The following is a 21,356-nucleotide window of genomic DNA, read 5'->3' on the forward strand; positions in this document are numbered from 1 at the left end:
AAGGATTGAACAGAACCGATGGCACGCAAAAAGAAAGTTTCCATGCAGGACATTGCCGATCAACTAAATATATCGAAAAATGCGGTATCGCTTGCTTTGCAGAACAAGAAAGGCGTCAGTGAGGACATGCGCCAGCAAGTACAGCAAACAGCAAAGGCGCTGGGCTACGGCCAGTTCGCGGAAAAATCCGCTTCGAGCGGGAACGTCCTCGTTCTTGTGCCGGAGCGGATTATGAGCTATGAGGATAACGATCATTTTCAATTTTTCCATGATATGATCTGGGGGCTTGAGAAAAGCATCCGCAAAAAAGGGTTGAATGCGGTCGTCGCTCCCATAGATCGGGAGATGGAGACGGACCTTCGGCTGCCGCAGCATTGTACCGATATCGCGTACCAAGGCATTATTCTGTTCGGAATCGTGGACAAGGCGTATGCCCGAATGGTGTGGGAGCTGGACGTTCCGCTAGCCATGCTGGACTCGTATCACCGGGAATTGCCATGCCCAGTCGTCACCTCCGCGAATATGGAGGGCGCTTGCGAGGCGGTATCTTTACTTATTCGGTCGGGCCATCGCGAGATCGGGTTTATTGGGCCAGCCAATCTCACGACCAGCCATGAAGAGCGGTGGTTCGGCTATTGGAAAGCGATGCAGGAGCATGCGCTCCCCATTGATGCCCGTAAAGTAATGGTGTCTTCGCCAAGCTTCGAGCATACGGAGCAGGAGATTGGGGGCTTCTTGGACGGATTGGGCGGACAGCTGCCGAGTGCGTTCTTTTGCAGCAATGACCGGATTGCGTATTTGCTGGCGAGACAGCTGCGGAAGCGCGAGATTAAGGTGCCGGAGGATATATCGATTGTGGGCTTTGACGGCCTGAAGTACGAAGAGGAGAGCGGGCTCAAGATAACGACGATGCGGGTGGACAAGGAACGGATGTGCGATGCAGCAGCCCAACTGCTATTGTCGCTCACGGGACCAAGCCGCGAGATGGTACGGGTATATATCCCGCCTGCGTTAATTGCGGGGGAATCGGTGCGGGAGCATGGGTAATCTGATACTCCATGCTCGAAGTGACCAATATTACTGGAAGGGGAAAGGCGCTTTATCGATTAAAACGTTTCGTAATGGGCGTGCTTTCTACCATGTTGGGTACGGGAACTATGCGGTTGAGGAAGGGCGCTACCTACTGCTTAATGATGGGCAGGAGTATGCGATAACGATTGACTCGGAGACTCCTGTGGAATCGTTTTGCATTTTCTTCCCCGAGGGAATGGCGGAAGAGGCCTATTACAGTATGGTAGCGTCCCATGAACACCTGTTGGACAATCCTGTTGCCCCAATGGGACCGTCGATTGCCTTTGTTGAAAAAACGTATAATGACCAGTGGCTAGAAGCTGCATTAGACCAAATCAAAACGGCTTATAGGTTTCGCCAGTTGGACGCTGAATGGCTGGAGGAGAAGCTGTATGTACTAGTGCACGGGCTGCTCGCTGTTCATCGGCAGGTACATATAGAAATGACGAGGCTGCCGTCCCTTAAAGCCTCCACGCGTGAAGAGTTGTATAAACGCGTACAGATCGGCCATGCCTTTATTGAGGCTTACTTCGATCAGCCGATAACTCTAGCTGATGCGGCGAGAGCGGCTTGCTTGTCCCCCAATCATTTTCTGAGAAGCTATAAGCAATTGTTTGGCGTATCCCCCCATCAGTTTTTAACGGAAAGAAGGCTCTTGGAAGCAAGGCGGCTGCTGCTGCACACTGAAAAACCAATTACCGGCATTTGTTTAGAGGTTGGGTTTCAAAGCCCCAGCTCCTTTAGCAGCTTATTCGCAAGGCGATTTGCGGCATCGCCACTCCAATTCCGCCGAAAAAAGTGATTTTCGAGAAGTATGGTTTCAAGCTCCAATTATAATTGGGAATGTGAGCATGAAATCATGGAATGGAGGGGCACGGATGGCGTTAGAGCAAATGATCGAAGACGGATTTAAGGCGGCTCAGTCTGGGGATGTTTTACTGTTGGGAGAGGTGTTAAAAGCCTATCCGGAGCTAGTAAACATGGAAAATAGCGATGGGCTTACGCTATTGGGATATGCAGCCCATTTTGGAAACGAAGCGGCAGTCCAGCTCCTAATCGGTCACGGCGCTGAAGTGAATGCCGTATCGCATTCAAAGGTTTCTTACATTCCTTCGAATACGGCATTGCATACAGCCATCGCGGGGGAGCGCAGCTTGGATGTTATTAGGCTTCTATTAAACCATCAGGCAGAGGTGAACATCTTCGATAGCAACGGGCATACTGCATTGCACACGGCTGCGTTCCATGATGATAACATCGAGCTGATTCGTATGTTGATCGAGCATGGTGCCGATGTTCATGCGAGACTGGAAGATGGGGAAACGACGCTGTCGCTTGCGCTGCAGCAGGGCAACCATAACGTAGCGGCGGTGCTTCGGCAGCACGGAACGGCAGAATAATTTATAAACGATTATTAGACTAAAAGGGGTGCTCCAAAAGCCGCGAAGGCTGAGGGGCAGCCCTTTTTTTGTGCTGCAACAGCACGGTTAGCACTCACTATTGAAGAGTGTTGAGATCGATCATGCGATTGGCGATTCGGTTAATCGTCTCGACATACGAGAGGTGCTCTTGTTCAAGGACGCGTGCCGACAAAGTTTCTGCCGTATCGGTTGGGAGAACTGGCACTAGAAATTGGGATACAATGGCACCCTGATCATATTCTTCGTTAACGAGGTGTATGGTTACGCCGGTCTCTGTATCCCCTGACTGGAGAACGGATTGATGCACGGCCTGGCCATACATGCCATGCCCGCCGTGTCTTGGAAGCAAGGAAGGATGAATGTTTAATATCCGGCCGTTGAATGCGTTTAGCGTATTTGGACCGATTTTTTTCATATAGCCTGCAAGAATGACGAGGTTAACCCCATTCTTCTCTAGCACTTGTAGGATGCGGCTATCCAGATCAGCGGGATCTGGGTTGGTCTTCGCACTCATATGATAGGCGGGCACCCCTTCGTTACGGGCATGCGCCAGTGCGGTTGAGCCGGAATTGTTGCTAATGACAACGGCCGGAGCAGCAGCGAGCCTGCCTTCCTTGAAAGCTTTAATGATGGCAAGCACGTTGCTGCCGCCATGCGAAGCTAGGAAACCGAGTCGGATGGCTTCCATTCCATCACTTCCTTTGCGTTTGTTCTCATTATTTTATCATATTAGATTATATCATGATGGGCATGGAGGGAATATAACAGGCTTGCCTGCTATATTAGATTGGACCTTATTTATACAATTCATCCAAAAATGTTAATATAGCCATGAGGGGGATGGTATGAAAAAGATGAAACACATCGCAATTGTGTGGCGGCATTTTGCTAATAATAGCAGTTTTATTTCTATTATTCCGGGAAAATAGCCTCTCCCAAATCGCCACTGGCGGTTGTTTGTGCGAAAGGTCAGGCCCATTGGACGATGAGATCAACCAGTCAGGCCATATCTACGAAGCTAAAGTGGTGTCCATTAAACAAGATCGAATAACGAAAGCCTATAAAGTTAAATTTGCGGTCGACAGAACGTGGAAAGGCAAGCCAATAGAAGAAATTAAACTCTCGGCAGCATCCGACTGCCCCTACCCTTTAAAAAAAGGAGAGAAGTACTTTATTTTATCGAGGAAGGATGAAAGCATAAGCCTCTCGAAGTGCGGAGCTTCCATACAGGCAATTGATGATTTGCAAATGGATCGGTTTAGGCAACGGTTAGGCGCTTAAAGGGGTTCAATGGCTTTTACAATATAACCACATGCCCATAATATTCATCTAACACTTCCTCTGTAGCCTTGTTCCATATGGACATAACATAACGTAAAGGCAGGGAATCGAAATGAATATTGGGAAATCCGCAGCATTGATCGCATTATCCGCAAGCTTGCTTGTACAGGCTGGGACAGCAATGGGGGCAAGCGCTAACACGGCAGGGTACGAGCCACTGAGGAAAAATATTGAACAAATTGGTGCGACAGTCACTTGGGATAACGATGACCTGTCGGCATTAGTTAAGCTGAAGAATGGCATTGCAGGCACGTTTACCGTCGGTGAACAAGAATACCGCCTGGCGGGCAAAGGATACAAACTCGCCAGCAAGATTAAGATGGTTGGCAATTCGATTTACATTCCTTCAGAAGCGCTGAAGCAAATCCTGGCTGAGAATGCGAAATTCCGCAATCCGCAGGATGCCATCTCGACTTTCGCTGTTAAGGCGCAAGTTGAAACTGCAGCAGTGGAAGATGGCGAGGATGCGGCAGACGACCCGGCGATCTGGCTTGATCCCACGAATCCGTCCAATTCCAAGCTCATTGCAACGAATAAAGGCGGTGGCGTGCTCGTTTATGATTTGAATGGCAAGCAGCTGCAAAATTATAATGTTGGCAAAATGAACAATATCGATGTTCGCTATGATTTTCCGCTTGGCGGCAAAAAGGTCGATATCGTAGCAGCAACGAACCGTTCCAAAAACACGGTAGACGTGTTTGCAATTAACGGGGCAACCGGCGAATTGAAAGATATCGTCGCGAAGCCAATCGTTGCGAAGATGGAAGAGGTGTATGGCTTCAGCTTGTACCACAGCCTGCGCAGCGGCAAATATTATGCACTCGTGCTGGGCAAGGAAGGCGAGTTCGAGCAATATGAGCTGTCAGACAACGGCAAGGGCAAAATTGTAGGCAAGCTGGTTCGTGAATTTAAGCTCGCTTCGCAGTCGGAAGGCCTTGTAGCGGACGATGAATATGGCACTATGTACATTGCCGAAGAGGATTATGCGATCTATAAATATGCAGCAGAGCCTACTGGCGGCGTCAAGCCGTTGTCCACGGTAGATATTGCTGACGGCCGCAGGCTGCAAGATGATATCGAAGGCTTGACCATCTATTATGGTGCAGACGGCCGCGGCTACTTGATCGCCTCCAGCCAAGGCAGTGACAGCTACGCAATTTATGATCGCCAAGGCAGCAATAAGTATATAACGAGCTTCAAGATTAAAGCTGGAGAGAAGATCGATGGCACGTCCGTTACAGATGGCATCGATGTGCTAGGCTTCGGGCTTGGGGAGCAATTCCCTTACGGTATCTTCGTCGCACAAGACGATTCCAACATGGAAGGCAACAAGGAATTGAATCAGAACTTCAAGGTCGTCGCATGGGAGCAGATTGCACAGGGCGGACCAATCCAACTGCTTATGGAGAAGGAAAATGTGGTTAATCCGCGTAAACTCATCAAGCGAGACGTCAAATAATCCATAATCGCGAATTCCTCCACAATTGTATTCAAACCGTGCTTCTGCTGCGTGCAGAAGTACGGTTTTTTTGCATGTATATTCGAGTAAGAAGGGAATTACAAAGTATTAACATAATGATAATACAACTGTAACAATACCCTTATATTGTATTAATTGACTCATAAATAAAAGGAGGAATTAATTGTGTCCAAGCTTTACAAGAGGTTGATAGTGGCAGGGATGATCATTTCTTTGTCGATGGGGTCCAATGCGCTCGCTAATGGGACGCAGCCAGTCTATGTTGAGGCCGATGTGGAAACGGATGCCGTCAGCAACGGTGAGGATGCTGCGGATGATCCGGCAATCTGGCTTCACCCTGATGATGCGGAGGACAGCACGATCATCGCAACGAACAAAGCAGGCGGCTTGCTGGTGTATGACTTAGAGGGCCATCAGAAGTTTTCCTATTCGACTGGTAAAATGAACAATGTTGATGTCCGTTACGGTTTTCCGTTAGGCAGCAAAAAAGTGGATATCGCAGCGGCCACGAACCGGACGACCAATACAGTCGATATCTACGCAATCTCTCCTGTTACGGGTGCGCTTACCAATATTTCTGGAACGCCAATCCATTCCAACATGGGTGAGGTTTACGGCTTCAGTTTATATCACAGCCAACGCACCGGTAAATTCTATGCGTTGGTGCTTGGTAAAGCCGGAGAATTCGAGCAGTACGAGCTATACCACAATGGAAGCGGAAAAATTAATGGAACGCTGGTTCGCTCATTCCAACTTGGCTCGCAATCCGAAGGGATGGTCGCTGACGATGAATACGGCAAGATATACATCGCTGAGGAAGACGTGGGGATCTGGAAATATAGTGCCGAGCCTAATGCTGGTAACAGCGCTGTTCAAGTAGCTGCGGTTGATAATCAGAAGTTAACGGCTGATGTTGAGGGGCTTACCCTGTATTACGGAGAGGATGGCGAGGGCTATTTGATCGCATCTAGTCAAGGCAGCAGCAGCTATGCGATCTTTGACCGTGAGAATTCCAACCCATATCTCGGCAGCTTCATGATCGGAGACGGCGATGATACGGATGGCACAAGCGAGACGGATGGCATTGATGTTCTTAACTATGATCTCGGGGATGAATTCTCGAACGGTTTGTTCGTCGCCCAGGATGATGAGAACATGGAGAATGGCGTAGCCATCAACCAGAACTTTAAATTGGTCGAATGGGATAATATTTCGGATGAATTCGGATCTCTTGTCGAAACCCTCGATTCTGTTGATCCACGGGAGCTTGAAGAACGGCAATAAGGGGTTTTATAGTCGAAAGGGTGGCGACCGACCACCTTTTCGGCTTTTTTCGTTTCTAGGGGTGGAGGAAGGTACAGTTGACACCAATAGCGAGCTGCCATATTATTGTATTTATATTCATTATAATGAATAAATATTCAATATGAGGTGACCCATTGAATCACTTATTATCCCTAAAAGAATTAAGCAAAGAGGAGCTTCAATCTATTATCCTCACGGGGATTGCAATCAAACAGAACCCTCGTGAGTATGATCATGCATGCGATAGAAAAGGGCTCCTTATGCTGTTTCAGAAAACCTCTACCCGGACGAATCTTTCCTTTCAATCCGGAATCAATCAATTAGGCGGCTACGCGGTGGCACTGGACTGGGATGCCAGCAATTTTAGCATTTCACCCATTCAGTATGAGGCGCGGTACGTATCGAGCAACAGTGACGTGATCATGGCTAGATTAAAGAAGCATTCGGATTTGCTTGAATTAGCGAAGCATTCTAACGTTCCCGTAATCAACGGCTGCTGCGATAAATACCATCCTTGCCAAGCATTAGCTGACCTGATGACCGTATATGAAATAGCAGGCACGTTCACAGGAGTCACGATTACGTATGTTGGCATTCATAATAATGTGGCTAATTCCTTAATAGCGGGCTGTGTCACTTTAGGCATCAAGCTGTTGCTTGTGACCCCAATTATCAACACCCCTTCATGGGATGAAGGCCTGATGCAGGCTGCGTATGCAAGCGGTTATGTGGAACGTATAGACAGCCTGTCCGAAGCGGCGGCTAGGTCTGATTTTGTCTACACCGACACATGGATTGATATGGAGTTTTTCCATGAGGAGCATTACCAGGATGAGAAAAATCGCAGGCTGGAGCAAATGCTGCCGTATCAGCTGAACAGGGCTAACCTGCAAGGGCATACGCCTTATATCATGCACGATATGCCGATTCATCCGGGCTATGAAATTGAAGAAGAGCTGATCGAATCGGACCGTTCCGTCATCTACCAGCAAGCGGAAAATCGGATGCATGTGCAGAAGGCGCTGCTGCTTTATTTGCTAAATGAAAACGAGTAAAGAAAAGAGCTTGCCATTTGTATGATATGCTCCCTATACGGTAGACAGGTGAAATAATAAAACCTGTGTTGCCGTATAGGGAGCATTTTTCATGTCCAAAAAAGAATATACCGCCTCAGATAAATTCGCTATCGTTCAGGAGATCGAGGATGGTTGTATAGGCGTTAAAGAGGCGGTTAGAAAGTTCGGTATCAGCAAAACAACGCTTGCCAAATGGCGTCGTCGATATCGCGTGTACGGCTATGAGGGATTAGAGCCCCGTATTCATAATCGCAGTTATTCCGCTGAGCTTAAGCTTCAAGCCGTCAAGGATCATCTTGAGGGGGGATTATCGCAATATCAGGTAATCGACAAATATAAGATTGCCAGCCGATGTCAACTTGCGAGCTGGGTTAAGAAGTATAATGGTCATAGCAGCTTAAGTGCCTATACAGGGGGATCACCAGCTATGACCAAAGGACGCTCGACAACATACCAGGAGAGGATTGACATTGTTCTGTATTGTCTTGCAAACGAGCAGGACTACAAGAAAGCGGCGAATCAATTTCAAGTCTCCTACCAGCAAGTATATGGATGGGTTAAGAAATACGAAGTGGGTGACCAAGAGGCTCTACGCGACGGCAGGGGGCGTACAAAAGCACCCGAAGAACTGACGGAAGCCGACAAACAGAAGCTTGCCATGAAAAAGCTGGAGTATGAAAACGAGCGGCTTCGTGCGGAGAATGCTTTCTTAAAAAAGTTACAGGAGTTCCAAAGGAGGTGTCGCTAAACCAACATCGTCAGGAAAACGTCTATCTCGCCATCCAAGCCGTGCAACAGGCAGAATCACTCAGCATACAGCTTCTATGTGAAATTGCAGGGACCCCACGGTCGAGCTATTACAAGTGGCTTAACCACAAACCTAGCGCAAGAGAATTGGAAAACAGAGAGCTAACAGAAGTCATGATGTCCCTACACCAGAAGGTTGAGGGTACTTTTGGCTACCGTCAGTTAACCCTACACATGCGTCGTGAGACCAAGAAACCGATTAACCGCAAGCGCGTACGGCGCCTTATGGAGCTCAAGGGGATTCAGTCGGTCATTCGTAGACAAAAGAAGAAATATGAGCGTTCCACTCCCCAACAAGTAGCTGAGAACTTGCTTAACCGTGAGTTTCAAGCAGAAGCGCCAAATGAGAAGTGGGTAACGGACGTAACAGAATTCAAGTATGGTCATGGACAGAAAGCGTACTTAAGCGCGATTTTGGATCTTCATGATAAAACAATTGTCTCTTATGTATTGGGACGATCCAACAACAACCCTCTCGTATTTCAAACGTTAGAGAGGACCTTACAGGCCGCGCCAAAAAGCACGCCAATGCTTCATAGTGACCGTGGATTTCAGTACACGTCACTACGCTTTAAAGAGATGCTGGACGAAGCTGAAATGAAGCAAAGCATGTCACGAGTCGGGCGCTGCATTGACAACGGTCCCATGGAATCCTTCTGGGGAACATTGAAGTGCGAGAAGTATTACTTGCATACCTACCGCACTTTCGAGGAGCTCCAAAAGGATATTGACGATTACATTCACTTTTACAATTACGAACGGCTACAAGCAAAACTAAACGGCCTAAGTCCAATGGAATTCAGGACCAAGGCCGCTTAATTAGCTTTTATTTTTTATGCTGTCTACTTGACGGGGTGCAGTTCATGTAATGGACAAGCTCTAATTGATTGGAGATAGCTCATTGAAGCTTACGTTGTTGCGTCGCCATGCATGATTCTGTTACGGGCAATTTGTAACGTCTCGTTTTTTAGATTTTCAATCTCACTGATCCATAAGGATAGCTTGCTTGCATACTGGCGTTTTAGCAACAAGTCTTGCAAAGAGTTTAGATTGATTTCGACGGTTAGGGAAGCCGATTGGGCGGCAGCCTCAAACAATATGGCTCCGATGCCAAGATCGGAGATGACGTTTTTATTCGATGATTCGGCAATGCGATGCGTGCAGATTATGCCCGCTTTGCACACTTCAATAAGGCGAAGGGGGACATCGATGGCATGAATGGCGGCTTCATGAATGGCCTGATTGCGGATGAGCGCCTCTTCGTCCGTCACTTTGGGGAGTTTCAATGCTTCCATGTAATAGTTAAAGCAAGTGATGTCGGCATGATGCAGCTCTTCACATTCCGTGGTCAAGCTGGCCATCATCTCGATAACTTCGACGATTTGGGGTTGAATAGGAGCGTACTTACCGCCTTGGGAGAGGTTGCCGACCATCGTTGCCATGGATGCTCCGAGCGCGGCGATCAGAGCAGCGACACTTCCGCCGCCTGGAGTAGGGGCTGGGCTTCCAGCTTGTTGCAGGAAAACGCGAATGGAGCTGTCCCAAGAAACCATATTCGTCATCGTAATTCCTCTCCGAATTGCATGCCTATTGCTTTCATGAGATTCTCAAACAGAATGGCAGTCGTTAACGTTCCAACCCCACCCGGGACTGGAGAGATAGCACATGCATGATTGCCTGCGTCTGTAGCAACATCTCCCACGATTTTCCCATCAGCCGTTTCGTTTATTCCTGCATCGATGATGGCTAGGTTTGGATGAACCATACTGCGATCAACGGCATCAGGGCGACCGACAGCGACAAAAGCGATCTCTGCATGGCTAAGATGCAAGGCTAAGTCTGGCGTGCGGGAATGGCACACGGTTACGGTCGCATTTTCCCGTTGCAGCATATGAAATAACGGCATCCCGACCGTTTGGCCCCTCCCTATAAGCGTAACGTTCTTGCCTTCAAGGCGATAGCCGTAATGGTTGAGCAGCTTAATGCATGCTTGGGGAGTAGCGGGGTAAAGGCCGGCGCCGCCTGTAACCGTAGCAAGCTTATTGCTTGGCGTAACGCCGTCGATGTCTTTCATAGGCGAAATTGCCTGTTCGATTTTGTTCGCCGATAAGTGCTTAGGCAAGGGAAGTTCAAGCATGATGCCATGGACCGTAGGATCATCATTCAATTGTGTAATCAGGCGAAGAATCTCATCTTCCGTTACGTTTGCGGGGAAGGCGTGGAGATGAAAGGCTACGCCAAGCTTGCTAGCAATTCTTTGTTTGGATTGCGCGTAATAGGCGGATGCAGGGTCTCCCTCGACTAATAGGACCGCCATGTGAGGGTGAAGGCCATTCTTTCCCATCGCCTCTACTTTCGTTTTGATTGCTTCGTATGCCTGGTCTGCTGCTTCTTTTGCTTTCATGAGTACGGACATCCCAATTTCCTCCCTGTTCTCGTTTATTCGGAAACGAAAAAAAGCATCTGCGGAGGCTCGTTATTGTACGAGTCAACTGCAGATACTTCTCCCAGGCGAACGGAACGTTCAACGGCAGGCTCCCTCGTGGTTTATTCCACTTTTCTTCGCCAGTAGCATGCCGCTTTGTTTTTCCCTTATTTTATCAAAAAGTCTATTAAAAGCAAGGCCTATTGTTGAGCGGCAAAGACCGTTCCTGTCGCCGTCCATCGCTCACATAGCTGCTCGCCACCGATATGGATTGCGTTATCCTGCAAGCGAATCGACACAGGCATATCATGGAGGCGGAACTCGGATGCTGAAAGGGGAATGATTCGTTTGCTGCCGCCGTCCGGGGTGATCAACTGGCCATTCTTAATGGCAATCGACTGGTTCAACACAGCATTATAATAGATTCTGTTAGGATAGTTAGCCTCAATTGGAGCTACATCAGATAGGTCCACAAACCGAAGGAGCGCATCCACGTACTCGTTCCACTTCCCATCCTTGATGTCTAGCGCTAGCTTGGCGAACGGGGTTGAATCGAACAGGGCTTTCGCATATGTCCCGTAGTCCCGCAAAAACATTTTGTACCCCTCTGCACCCTCCGGGCGGTTCGCATAGTATGGCCGATGCCGGTCTCGCTCCCAAATGCGTTCAAGAAAAGCAGTGCCTCTATCCTGAATCATGTAATCGATCGTATCGTTCGTATCTTCTCTATGTAAATAAACGAGCGACGGGTGAAGCGGGGCAATAATGGCGTAGAGCTGCTCAATAAACGGCAATAGCTCAGTGAGTGGCGCGTCAGCCAATATAAAGCTATAGATTTGGAATTGAAAAATGCTGCTGTCCAAAATAACAATCTCATCGGATTGCATTTGCTGCTGGACGAAATGCTCCCATTTGGCTAACGCCGCCTTCTTATAACGCTCCAATGAAAATTTCCATACATCATATTGGCATAGGCCATGATAGGCTTCACTCCCGAGTTGATCAAGATGATGCCATTCGAGTTCAAGCAAGTCTATGCCAACGGAACGGTTACGCCTAATGATGAACGATTCCAATGTGGCGGCGGCATGTGGGTGGCGGGTGATGAATGCGTCGTATTCGTGATTCTCCATGTACGCTTCATAAAAAAATAAAACCGGATGAGGCCGAGCTACCTCGTGAACCCACCACGCCTTATGCCCATTGCGCTCTAGCTGTGTTAAAAGGATGCCAGCGTTCGTCGATTTTCCGGTCGAGGGAAGACCTTCCATTAAGATCAATTGTGATCGAACCATGAGATGTACTCCTTTTTATACCAAAATCAGGTACTTTATGATACTATATTTTCTTTGGTTATACGAATGGGAGGCATGGAGCGGGATGAGCAATCTATTGCAGGTTAGAGTAACGGGAGTGCTGGTAGAGCAAGATTGCATTTTGTTAGTAAAACAAAACGTAACGCCTGATCGCGAGTGGTCTTTGCCAGGTGGGCGAGTGGAGCAAGGAGAGACGCTAGAAGCGGCAATTGTTAGGGAAGTTGAAGAAGAAACGGGGATTGCCACTACGGTTTCCAAGTTATTATATCTATGCGATAAACCGGATGCCTCGCCTTCTCTCATCCATATAACGTTTCTGTTGAAACGGATCGGTGGAGAGCTGCGTATTCCTTCTAATGAGTTTGATCTCAATCCGATAAGCGACGTCGCCATGGTTTCCATTCATGAGCTTGTTGCGCATGGCTTCTCTGAGAAGTTTATGGCTATTGTTCAAGCGGGATTTCCTGAGGCCGGAAGCTACCAAGGCTTGAAAGCCAACATCGGATTATAAGGGGATGGCAGCGATGCAACATATCTATGTCGTGCGGCATTGTAAGGCAGAGGGACAAGCACCAGATGCTCCGTTAACTGCAGAGGGTGTCAAGCAGGCGGAGCAGCTTGCTGCATTTTTGTCAGGCAGGGCGATTGATTATGTGGTTTCGAGCCCTTATGAAAGAGCTTATCGTACCATAGCGCCGCTAGCAGAACGCCTTGGCATAGAAGTTGTTCTGGACGCTCGGCTAACGGAACGGGTGTTATCTGGCACGAGCCATCCGGATTGGCGTGATCGGCTGCGGCGAAGTTATGAGGAGCTGGATTTATGTTATGATGGTGGGGAATCTAGTAACGCCGCGATGAACCGTGCTGTTGGCGTCGTTAAAGATGTGCTGGAGGGCGGGCATCAGAATGCCGTAATGGTCTCGCACGGAAACCTGATCTCGTTGCTGCTGAAGCATTTTGATGGTCAAGTAGGGTTCAAGGAGTGGGAATTGCTATCTAATCCTGACGTATTCCAGCTTTCCTTCGAGAAGGGTGCTCCTAGCATGCAGCGAATATGGACAGAATGATGATAAACGAACGGCGATTTTAAAGGGGGGAATAGCGTTGAATTTTGCGACACTGTATCGGGTTATTTTGCTAATCGCATCCGTATACCTGATTACCGTCTCGACTGAAACATGGCTGATCGTGCTATTGTCGATTTCGGCATTGGTTTCGTTGATTACGTTGATTGTTGGATTTGTAAAAAAGTGAAGCGATAGCTTACTGTGTGTGCAAGCCTCTTAACCGGGGCTTGTTTAGCATATAGGTTAGGAATCAAGCTGTTTAAACGGGCTGGCCATACAGGGTGAGCCCATTCCGTCTTTCGAGAGAGAAATGAGGGGACTTAAAATGAACTTAAAAACCGAGCGGTTACTAATTCGCAAGTTCGAATTGATGGATTGGCGATCCGTGCATGAATATACGTCGAATCAGGACGCTATGCGTTACATGCCCGAAGGGGTGTTTACGGAAGAACTGGCGCAACAATTTGTTAGCAACAATATGGATGGCAAGGCCGAAAAATTTCCTGTCGTGTTAGCTGACGAAGGAACGCTTATTGGGCATATCGTTTTTCATAAATATTTTGGCGAACATACGTATGAAATTGGCTGGGTGTTTAATCCGAAGTTTCACAATAAGGGGTACGCTTCTGAGGCAGCATTAGCCGTCTTGAAGCATGCGTTTGAGAAAATGAATCTGCACCGAATTATTGCTACTTGCCAGCCGGAGAATACGCCGTCCTATCGCGTCATGGAGAAAATCGGGATGAGAAGGGAAGGGCATTTCAAGAAATGTATCCCCCATGGCGATGAGTGGTGGGATGAGTATTATTATTCGATATTGCGGGAAGATTGGGAGGTTCAGAATCTCCAACATGAGGTTGATGCATTTAAACAATGGGCTAGCGGCGTAACTGAAAAGCATAGTGATTGGGAAACAGAATATCTGCACTGGAATAGCATTTATCTTGCTGTTCGGGGCGTTATTGGCAATACTTTAATAGATGATTGGAATACAGCAGTTTACGAACTGATTTTATATATCTTAGCTAGGGATAATGAAGTAGAAAATGTATTGCAAATGTTGGTTGAACATCCCGGAGCATTGGTCGCAATAGCGAACAAAGCTCTTGCCTATTCTGATAGCCAAGCTAGGTGGCAAGTTGCCCATGCCCTAGGCGAAATAGAAGGAATGGATGAAGAGGGGATTAATCTGTTGTCTAGATTTTCAGAAGATAACGTTGAATACGTAAGAAGAAGGGCGTTAGTAGCTTTGGATAGGAGACGTGGGCTTAATAATATCATTAATGGAGAGTGAGCATGTTCCCTTCTTATACTGCGCCTGGTCCGTTTATTACATACGACATATCGAACTGCTGCAAAGAAGAATTTATTAGAGATTTCGAGGAACAGGCAGTTGTTGCGTTTCAACAATGTACCCTTCCGGGGGAACTAATCTATGCTTTAGATTGGCAGCATGAAGGTTATTTAGTGGACGCACGATTGGAGTTCCCAAGACAACCGCCTGAGAGTGTTGATAGCGGGGATTGGATAATTTCCATTCATCCAGATGGCGATTATCATTTCTTTCTTGCAAGGGATTTCTCGTGGGGCAATTTGGGCCATCCATGGGAACAAACAATCACGGTCTATGGAGAAAAGCTAATTGGCTGCTTGTTACAAAATGAACCTCGAATGCTGCAAAAGGTGTTGCTTCGAGGCTGAGTGGGAGTGCATTGATGTTCAAAAACTTCACCCTATGCAACTGCATTCCGCTGACGCCGAATTACTTGATTTATGTAAAAGGGCTCTATGATAATGGGGATGAAGGTTCACAAAAGTTTCCGGACATTAGCCTTGATCCAAACGGCCTCTTATCCGAAAATGAGTTCCGAGCCCAGTTTGAGCAATTATGGCACTCTTATTGCGCGGGAAATCTTACGTTTGAGCAGGATTTTCAATTTGAGCGCCAATACAATCAGTTGTTTACTCCCGATGAGCGGGGCCAAGCCAATTATGAAACGAGCTGGAAGCTGTTTATATCCTGGTGGTGGCAAGATCCGATCGGCGGGAAGAGCGTGCTTGAACGAGTCTCGGATCTTTATATCGAAGAGATATGGCACGGCTTGGACAAACAATTATCCCTGCTTCCGAAGGAACGGGATTCCATTCGATATGAGATCGTAATGATCTACGACCGTCCTTTCTCGCATTTGCCGATGAACTTTGGAGCATTTCATTTTCAAACGCTGGATGCGTTACTGCCTGTATGTAAAAAGGATCAAATCGTTGAAACGATACTCACGAATATAAGGAGCTATAAGCCATGAACATTGCTGTAAATGAGAAGAACGGTTCGAAGGTAGCCGTTATATCAAGCGATGGCCTCATTATATCGAACGTTGGGGATGCGCTGGATCTGCTAGCCGACGTCCATTACAACCACGGATGCGACAAAATGCTGGTGAAAAAAGAAAATATCGTGGAGGATTTCTTTCAACTGAGCACAGGGCTCGCGGGAGAGATTTTGCAGAAGTATACCAATTATCAAATGGCGATTGCTATCGTTGGCGAGTTCAGCGGCTATAATAGCAAGAGCTTGAACGATTTTATTTACGAGTGCAATCAGGGCAACAAAGTAGCCTTTCGCTCGACAGAGGCGGAGGCGCTGGAGGCGCTGCATAACAGCCGCTAACGGAGTAAGAGGAGCGCAGAAGAGCCCTTCTTCACAAAGGGAAGCGGGCAACTTCTTCATACATTGGGCGCTCATGCATATGCGTGCGGTACAAAACAATGGCATTGACGTCCCACTCAAGCGGCTTGTCGCTAAAGCTGTGTTGCGGAGCAACGAATGGTTCGCTCCCCGTATAGCTGCGGGCAATGGTAAGATGCGGGCTATAGGGGCGTGCCTCTATCGAAAATCCTAGAGGGGCTGTTGCAGAAACGGTCGCCTGATGAAGCCGGCTCAATAGGTCGAGCTCGCCGTGGAGCCCGATCCAGAGCACGCGGGGCTGCTTCGGCATGCCGAACACGCCTACGTCTTGAAGCGTTAAGCGAAAAGGCTGCGTCTCACCTGAGCGTGCTGCTGAGGCTAAGGCATCTATCAGCTCTGGCAGCTGGCTTGGCTCCGTATCGCCGAGAAATTGCAACGTAATATGCAGATCAGCCTCATGTGTCCATTTGCGAAAAGGTTGCGTATCACGGATTTCATTCGACCATGTGCCGATTGCCTTTTTTATAGCTTCGGGAAGTGGAACGGCAACAAATAGGCGCTGGCGGTTAGCCGCCGGATTAGATGATGGGGAGTTCATGTGTCGGTTATCCTCCTCAGGAATAAGTTTTCTATTGTAGCGTTCCCCAACGGCAAAGGCGCCATAAATAATCTTACAGAAACGATGTTGATGATGAAAATTGAGCTAGCACAGCAGATTGTTGAATTTCATGTGGAATACGGGCCACGCAAGAAGATTTCGCTGCAGATCGAGCCTTCGGGCCTCATTACGGTCAAAGCGCCGAACGGCGCCGTCGACGAAATGGTCATGAGTGCCGTTAGGCAGTATGAGCAATGGATTTTGGAACGATTGGCTATTATCGCGAAAGCGAAAGAAGCCCCCGTAACGAGAGAATATCAGGATGAGGGCAAATTTCTTCATTTGGGCCGCTACCATCAGCTTCATGAGCTGATTGAGACGGAAGGGCGGAGCGAGGATGAGCTGAAGCTCCAGTTGAAAAAGTTTTATTTTGCAAGCTGTAAGAAGGTTGTATTAGAACGGATCAAGGATTACCAAAAGCAGCTAAAGGTAACGCCCAAGTCGATTGAGATCGTTGAGTCGCGTACCAAATGGGGGAGCTGCAGCTCGGACCGCAAGCTCACCTTTAACTACCGCCTGGCAATGGCTCCGGTTGAAGTGATCGATTATGTCATTGTCCATGAACTATGCCATCTGACGCACATGAACCATGACCGCTCCTTCTGGCGGCGCGTCGGGAGCATCATGCCGGATTATAAGGATAAGGAAGCGTATCTGGAACGTTACGGGCAAGCGATGACGCTGTAGATGAAGTCCTAGAGGTTATGCTCTGGGGCTTTATTTGTTTTTTAACGGTCCATCATCCCAAATTTGCACCTCAATATATCGCTCCGGCCCATTGCTGCCATCGGCATTCCATTCTTGAGGTAGCCCGAATTGATCGATAACATGCCTAATCTCAATTAAGGTATAGACCTGATTACGGTACGGTTTCCCATCTTGGCAACGCATCGTAGGGAATAAGTCACCGTAGGTGAAGCTTACCGTTTGTGCTTCAAATTCCGTCAGAGGGATTTCGAGTTGCTTGCCGGCCGGATACCAATCCAAAAGCCAAGGGCATTGCCCAAGCGTCATGTAATGCGGATACTTTCTGGATGGTTTACCGCCCTTTGAGATAAATAGTTCCCTTGTCTTGGTTTCAAGACCGCGGCGAATTTGAAGATAGTCCATGGACCGTTTACTTGCGAACCCTTTTTAATTAAGCCGAATATCACGAAGAATACGTTCCGCTTCATCCGCCTCCAGGTCAGATAAATTAACGAATGGTCCCGTGGATTCATCGTAATAGTGATAAAGAAACTCCATCAATCTTGATCCCGCCTTAGCCTTAGTATACGCCCTCTGCATCAAGCGGCAAATTTCTTACATGCTTGAGATATCCGGTCATGTTGGCATCGTCTATATGCGGATACGTGAATGACATAGTGCCAGCTACCTCTGTTGCTAAAGTTCGGAACAATTCGCAGGTGACAAATATGGAGTCCCACATCTGCTCATAGCTGCTGCCCGAATAGGTTGCTTGGTACATGTCCCAGTATGCTGCTGGAAGAAAATTGTTAAAATACTTCCCCATTTTCCCCGTTGAAACTTGGAAATCATGCTTCATCCCGATCCACCACGAAATCATTTCGTCCAGCTGCTCTCTAGTGGTATATTCGAACATTTTTTTCGCATACGGCAACTCATCCCGCCAAATGCCTTTTGCAACATTTTGCAGGCACCACCAGAAGTCGTTGCAGTTACTCATGAATTGCGCTTCTGTTGGCCTTGTAACATGGTAGCCAATATCCGTAGATGCAGGTATGGTTGGCAGGCAGCCGTCTTTATCCAATAACGGAATGGTGAGCTTGTCACTGAGGTACCGATCAATCGCCAGGTCCTTGGTTTCGATTCGAAGATCGATGCGGTTTCCGTCTTGGAAGAGCATGAGATAGCCATAAGAACGGTCAAAATTCATGCCTGCACCGTTAGCACAGTTATTTTTATCAGGCTCTTGCAGCATGAGCAATTGGCCAAACACGTTGATCCACTTCTCATCCTTAACGAATGAAGCGGCTTCCGTTACGAGATATACAATGTCATAGTCTTGAAAAATATCTTTGGGAACGTTCGGATTTGTTCTTGAGCCGTTCATATAGACTGCCCTTATGCGTTCGTCCCGCTCGGCGACGCCTAGGATTAAATCCATCATTTCTTTCTCGTTTCTCATCGGAATGCACCCCCAAACCTAATAGTACCACGATTATCCAAAATTGTTCATGCCCACAATAAATCGGAAATAAAAAGATTTACATTTTATCCCTAAAGCATTATTATCTAATTTAACGAATATCAAATTAGATGTTTGTTAAATTAGTTTGTGCTGCAAGAGCTTCAGATGAATGGGAGGTTGGCTATGGCAGTTGTCGGCATTCTAGGCGTCGTTCATGATGATGGGCTTAGGGAGAAGTACCATCTATCCTTGGCGTTCATGAAGGAGCTGATCACGGAATTTAATCCTGATGTGATTTGCGGTGAAGTGCTTCCTAGCAGTTGGGAACGCTATAAGAAGGACCGTACGCTTCGTGGGTACTGGGGGGAGCCTGCGAGCGAATATTGGGATTTGATTTTTCCTCTGTGTGAAGAGGAGAAGATTGAGTTTGAACCGATTGATTGGGTGGAGCTTGATGTTTGGACGGATTTTGACCCATTCGTTTCATTCGAGGAACATGAGCAGCAGCAGTTGAATGCGGAGTGGGAGCAATGGTTTGAGCGTCAGCTTGCAACCTGTGGTTCAAGCGTTCTTCCGTTTAATTCTTATGCGTTCGATGCGGTTACGAAACAGAAGTACGAATGGTTAGAACGAATCAATCCGCAGGCTCATATGTTCAGGTGGACATGCAGGCATCTCATCATGCTGCAACGGATCAAAAACGCGATGAAGAAGCATGCGGACAAACGAATCCTGTGCATCGCAGGTGCAGACCACAATCATGTATTATATGAAGGCCTAATGGCCGAGAAGGGCATACAACTCGTGTATCCTTTAAGAACATAAGTAACTTATCCTGCTCTCATGCGTCTATTAAATGATTGGTTTATGATGTTCCTCATTAATAGATTTGGGAGAAAGGGAGACGACTATGTTTAAAAAGGTGGGTTTACTCGTTGTTGTGCTCGGCATGCTGTGTGCGAACAGTGCGTTTGCTTATAATGTGCAACTTAAACCGTTCAAGGATGAACAAAACGATTATGCGCGGGAATCGATTTATACGTTGTCTGCTTTAGGCATTATTAATGGCTATGAGGATGGGACATACCGTGCGAATGTTGGCCTGTCCAGAGAGGCTTTCATTAAGCTGCTGGTGATGGCGAGGCAGTTGGATACAACGGCTGCTATTGGAAAAATCCCGGCGGATGTGGCGAAGTCGCGTTGGTCTGCGCCATTTATTTCGGTTGCGAATGCGCATCAGTGGATCGATAGCTTGCTAGATAAGAAGGGGATGTTCCATCCCGATCAGACAATTACGAGGCAAGAGGTTGCGATGCTCGTCGGGAAGGCGTTGCTAGAATCCGAGACGGAGCAGACGCGACAGCTATGGCTGGGCGGCGATTGGAAGATAGAGCGGGATACGCGAGCGTTCAAAGATCAATCGGCGATTAACGCGGCGATGCAGCCCTATGTGTATTATGCGGCGAACCGCGGCATGATGGAGGGGGACCCGGCAGGCTTTAAGCCAAGCGAGCCCTTGATTCGCAAGCAAGCGGCAGCTGTCATTACCCGCCTGATCGATGATCGAGTATCGGGGCAAAGGGTTGATTTTACAGGCTATTATGCGATTCAATCTTATCCAGCCATTCAACAGATGGACAAGCTCGCCAATGTCATCTTCGGCTGGTCTCACTTGGCGTACAGCACGGCTGGCACAGCGGCCTTGGATGTGAGCACGACCGTTAATAAAATGCCGGACGGGTATGAAGAGGCGCTTGCGGCGGCGGATTACGCACAGGCTTCAAAGGAGCTGATGGTCTTCTATGACGGCAGCAATTTGAAAGATTTCCTTAAGGATGAGCCAGCGCAGCAGTCGTTTATCCAATCGTTGCTTGCGGTGGTGAACAATCCGGCGTACTCGTTTACTGGGGTGAGCATGGATTTTGAAGGGCTGAAGGAAGCGGGAAGCGCTGCGGAATATGTTCGTTTTTTGCAAAAGGTGAAGGATGAGCTCGGGACGGGGCTCACAATGTCAGTGGCCGTTCCGCCGATTCAATATTATAAAGGCTATGATCTTGCGGCGATCGGCAAGCTGGCGGATACGGTTATTCTGATGGCGTATGATTTTACGCATAACGATAGCAAGCTGCCATCGGCGCCATTGCCGCTCGTGAACGACACGGTCGTGACCGCACTTAAAGCGATTCCGAAGGAGAAGCTTGTGCTCGGCATTTCGAAACAGGCGAACCAATGGATTACATCGGCGGGCGTAACGGGGAAAGTGCTAAGCCCAGCGATTGCAGATGTGGAGAAAAGGCTTGCGATGCCGGGCGTAACCCGCACATGGGAGCTGCCTTATTTCCTGGCGAAAGCAACGTTCAAGGATGAACGCGGCAGCCATGAGATTTATTACGAGGACACACAGAGCATTGCGAAGAAGGTATGGCTGGCTAAGTTTTACAACTTGAAGGGCGTTTCCTTGTGGTTTATGGGGAACTACACGGCTTCGGATTGGGATTTGGTCGGTGCGCAGACGAACAACCGTTAATTCGCTGGGCTGGCGTGCATA

General features: G+C 47.9%; 23 protein-coding genes, 1 pseudogene and 1 riboswitch. Of the genes and pseudogenes, 17 read left to right on the top strand and 7 right to left on the bottom strand.

The window, feature by feature from the left end:
* Positions 1 to 18: 18 nt before the first annotated feature.
* From GON22_RS06105 to GON22_RS06115, 3 genes are all read left to right on the top strand, one after another.
* The gene (locus GON22_RS06105; RefSeq protein ID WP_160395221.1) at positions 19 to 1,047 is read left to right on the top strand and encodes a LacI family DNA-binding transcriptional regulator; all 1,029 of its coding nucleotides are present in this window, start codon (positions 19 to 21) and stop codon (positions 1,045 to 1,047) included.
* Positions 1,040 to 1,873, top strand: coding sequence for a helix-turn-helix domain-containing protein (locus tag GON22_RS06110; protein WP_160395222.1), 834 nt, complete (start codon positions 1,040 to 1,042; stop codon positions 1,871 to 1,873). The genes GON22_RS06105 and GON22_RS06110 overlap by 8 nt, the downstream gene beginning before the upstream one ends.
* A 76-nt stretch (positions 1,874 to 1,949) precedes the next feature.
* The gene (locus tag GON22_RS06115) at positions 1,950 to 2,471 is read left to right on the top strand and encodes an ankyrin repeat domain-containing protein (protein WP_160395223.1); all 522 of its coding nucleotides are present in this window, start codon (positions 1,950 to 1,952) and stop codon (positions 2,469 to 2,471) included.
* 97 nt (positions 2,472 to 2,568) lie between these two features.
* On the opposite strand, the gene purN is transcribed toward GON22_RS06115, so the two are convergent.
* Entirely contained in the window at positions 2,569 to 3,180 is a 612-nt protein-coding gene (gene purN, locus GON22_RS06120; protein WP_160395224.1) for a phosphoribosylglycinamide formyltransferase, read from the bottom strand.
* A gap of 705 nt (positions 3,181 to 3,885) precedes the next feature.
* Between purN and GON22_RS06125 the strand changes: the two genes are divergently transcribed.
* The 4 genes from GON22_RS06125 to GON22_RS06140 all read left to right on the top strand — a co-directional run bounded on the left by GON22_RS06125 (position 3,886) and on the right by GON22_RS06140 (position 9,320).
* Positions 3,886 to 5,292: a phytase gene (locus tag GON22_RS06125; protein ID WP_160395225.1), complete on the top strand. Its 1,407-nt coding sequence runs from the start codon at positions 3,886 to 3,888 to the stop codon at positions 5,290 to 5,292.
* Positions 5,293 to 5,514: 222 nt separating this feature from the next.
* The gene (locus tag GON22_RS06130) at positions 5,515 to 6,597 is read left to right on the top strand and encodes a phytase (RefSeq protein WP_202113119.1); all 1,083 of its coding nucleotides are present in this window, start codon (positions 5,515 to 5,517) and stop codon (positions 6,595 to 6,597) included.
* A gap of 155 nt (positions 6,598 to 6,752) precedes the next feature.
* A complete protein-coding gene (locus GON22_RS06135) occupies positions 6,753 to 7,673 on the top strand; it encodes an ornithine carbamoyltransferase (protein WP_160395227.1) in 921 nt (306 codons plus the stop codon).
* 91 nt (positions 7,674 to 7,764) lie between these two features.
* A protein-coding gene (locus GON22_RS06140; RefSeq protein ID WP_160395228.1) for an IS3 family transposase occupies positions 7,765 to 9,320 on the top strand; the annotation gives its coding sequence in 2 pieces (ribosomal slippage) (positions 7,765 to 8,395 and positions 8,395 to 9,320; 1,557 coding nt in all).
* An 89-nt stretch (positions 9,321 to 9,409) separates the two neighbouring features.
* Here the strand turns inward: GON22_RS06140 and GON22_RS06145 are convergent.
* The 3 genes from GON22_RS06145 to GON22_RS06155 form a co-directional block, all read right to left on the bottom strand.
* Positions 9,410 to 10,063: a cyclodeaminase/cyclohydrolase family protein gene (locus GON22_RS06145; RefSeq protein ID WP_160395229.1), complete on the bottom strand. Its 654-nt coding sequence runs from the start codon at positions 10,061 to 10,063 to the stop codon at positions 9,410 to 9,412.
* Positions 10,060 to 10,917 carry a bifunctional 5,10-methylenetetrahydrofolate dehydrogenase/5,10-methenyltetrahydrofolate cyclohydrolase gene (locus GON22_RS06150; protein ID WP_160395230.1) on the bottom strand — a complete coding sequence of 286 codons (858 nt, stop codon included), beginning with the start codon at positions 10,915 to 10,917 and terminating at the stop codon, positions 10,060 to 10,062. The genes GON22_RS06145 and GON22_RS06150 overlap by 4 nt, the downstream gene beginning before the upstream one ends.
* Before the next feature lie 82 nt (positions 10,918 to 10,999).
* Positions 11,000 to 11,084: riboswitch (ZMP/ZTP riboswitch) on the bottom strand.
* A 42-nt stretch (positions 11,085 to 11,126) separates the two neighbouring features.
* Positions 11,127 to 12,221, bottom strand: a complete 1,095-nt coding sequence (locus tag GON22_RS06155; protein WP_160395231.1) for a hypothetical protein — start codon at positions 12,219 to 12,221, stop codon at positions 11,127 to 11,129.
* 85 nt (positions 12,222 to 12,306) lie between these two features.
* Here GON22_RS06155 and GON22_RS06160 point away from each other — a divergent pair, with 85 nt between their 5' ends.
* The 7 genes and pseudogenes from GON22_RS06160 (at position 12,307) to GON22_RS06190 (ending at position 15,980) form a co-directional block, all read left to right on the top strand.
* Positions 12,307 to 12,753 carry an NUDIX hydrolase gene (locus GON22_RS06160; RefSeq protein ID WP_160395232.1) on the top strand — a complete coding sequence of 149 codons (447 nt, stop codon included), beginning with the start codon at positions 12,307 to 12,309 and terminating at the stop codon, positions 12,751 to 12,753.
* 13 nt (positions 12,754 to 12,766) lie between these two features.
* Positions 12,767 to 13,309, top strand: coding sequence for a histidine phosphatase family protein (locus GON22_RS06165; RefSeq protein ID WP_160395233.1), 543 nt, complete (start codon positions 12,767 to 12,769; stop codon positions 13,307 to 13,309).
* 37 nt (positions 13,310 to 13,346) lie between these two features.
* Entirely contained in the window at positions 13,347 to 13,496 is a 150-nt protein-coding gene (locus GON22_RS06170; RefSeq protein ID WP_160395234.1) for a hypothetical protein, read from the top strand.
* Positions 13,497 to 13,634: 138 nt separating this feature from the next.
* A pseudogene (locus GON22_RS25965) lies at positions 13,635 to 14,138 on the top strand (GNAT family N-acetyltransferase); the annotation flags it as partial.
* Between the two features lie 467 nt (positions 14,139 to 14,605).
* Complete coding sequence (locus tag GON22_RS06180; RefSeq protein WP_160395236.1) at positions 14,606 to 15,010, top strand: DUF2716 domain-containing protein; 405 nt, start codon at positions 14,606 to 14,608, stop codon at positions 15,008 to 15,010.
* Positions 15,011 to 15,024: 14 nt separating this feature from the next.
* Positions 15,025 to 15,615 carry a hypothetical protein gene (locus GON22_RS06185; protein ID WP_160395237.1) on the top strand — a complete coding sequence of 197 codons (591 nt, stop codon included), beginning with the start codon at positions 15,025 to 15,027 and terminating at the stop codon, positions 15,613 to 15,615.
* Positions 15,612 to 15,980 (top strand): DUF4180 domain-containing protein, encoded by a 369-nt coding sequence (locus GON22_RS06190; RefSeq protein WP_160395238.1) that lies wholly within the window; start codon positions 15,612 to 15,614, stop codon positions 15,978 to 15,980. The genes GON22_RS06185 and GON22_RS06190 overlap by 4 nt, the downstream gene beginning before the upstream one ends.
* A 31-nt stretch (positions 15,981 to 16,011) precedes the next feature.
* On the opposite strand, the gene thpR is transcribed toward GON22_RS06190, so the two are convergent.
* Positions 16,012 to 16,596: an RNA 2',3'-cyclic phosphodiesterase gene (thpR, locus tag GON22_RS06195; protein WP_160395239.1), complete on the bottom strand. Its 585-nt coding sequence runs from the start codon at positions 16,594 to 16,596 to the stop codon at positions 16,012 to 16,014.
* Positions 16,597 to 16,689: 93 nt separating this feature from the next.
* On the opposite strand from thpR, the gene GON22_RS06200 reads away from it, so the two are divergent.
* The gene (locus GON22_RS06200; RefSeq protein ID WP_160395240.1) at positions 16,690 to 17,343 is read left to right on the top strand and encodes a M48 family metallopeptidase; all 654 of its coding nucleotides are present in this window, start codon (positions 16,690 to 16,692) and stop codon (positions 17,341 to 17,343) included.
* A gap of 30 nt (positions 17,344 to 17,373) precedes the next feature.
* Here GON22_RS06200 and GON22_RS06205 read toward each other — a convergent pair whose 3' ends face one another.
* On the bottom strand, positions 17,374 to 17,766 hold the full coding sequence (locus tag GON22_RS06205) for a hypothetical protein (protein WP_237179043.1): 393 nt from the start codon (positions 17,764 to 17,766) through the stop codon (positions 17,374 to 17,376).
* A 157-nt stretch (positions 17,767 to 17,923) separates the two neighbouring features.
* Complete coding sequence (locus GON22_RS06210) at positions 17,924 to 18,805, bottom strand: aminoglycoside 6-adenylyltransferase (protein ID WP_160395241.1); 882 nt, start codon at positions 18,803 to 18,805, stop codon at positions 17,924 to 17,926.
* Between the two features lie 186 nt (positions 18,806 to 18,991).
* On the opposite strand from GON22_RS06210, the gene GON22_RS06215 reads away from it, so the two are divergent.
* Complete coding sequence (locus tag GON22_RS06215; protein WP_160395242.1) at positions 18,992 to 19,633, top strand: hypothetical protein; 642 nt, start codon at positions 18,992 to 18,994, stop codon at positions 19,631 to 19,633.
* Between the two features lie 85 nt (positions 19,634 to 19,718).
* Positions 19,719 to 21,335, top strand: a complete 1,617-nt coding sequence (locus GON22_RS06220; protein ID WP_160395243.1) for a glycosyl hydrolase family 18 protein — start codon at positions 19,719 to 19,721, stop codon at positions 21,333 to 21,335.
* Positions 21,336 to 21,356: the final 21 nt, after the last annotated feature.

Source organism: Paenibacillus sp. MMS18-CY102 (assembly GCF_009789195.1).
GTDB lineage: Bacteria > Bacillota > Bacilli > Paenibacillales > Paenibacillaceae > Paenibacillus_T.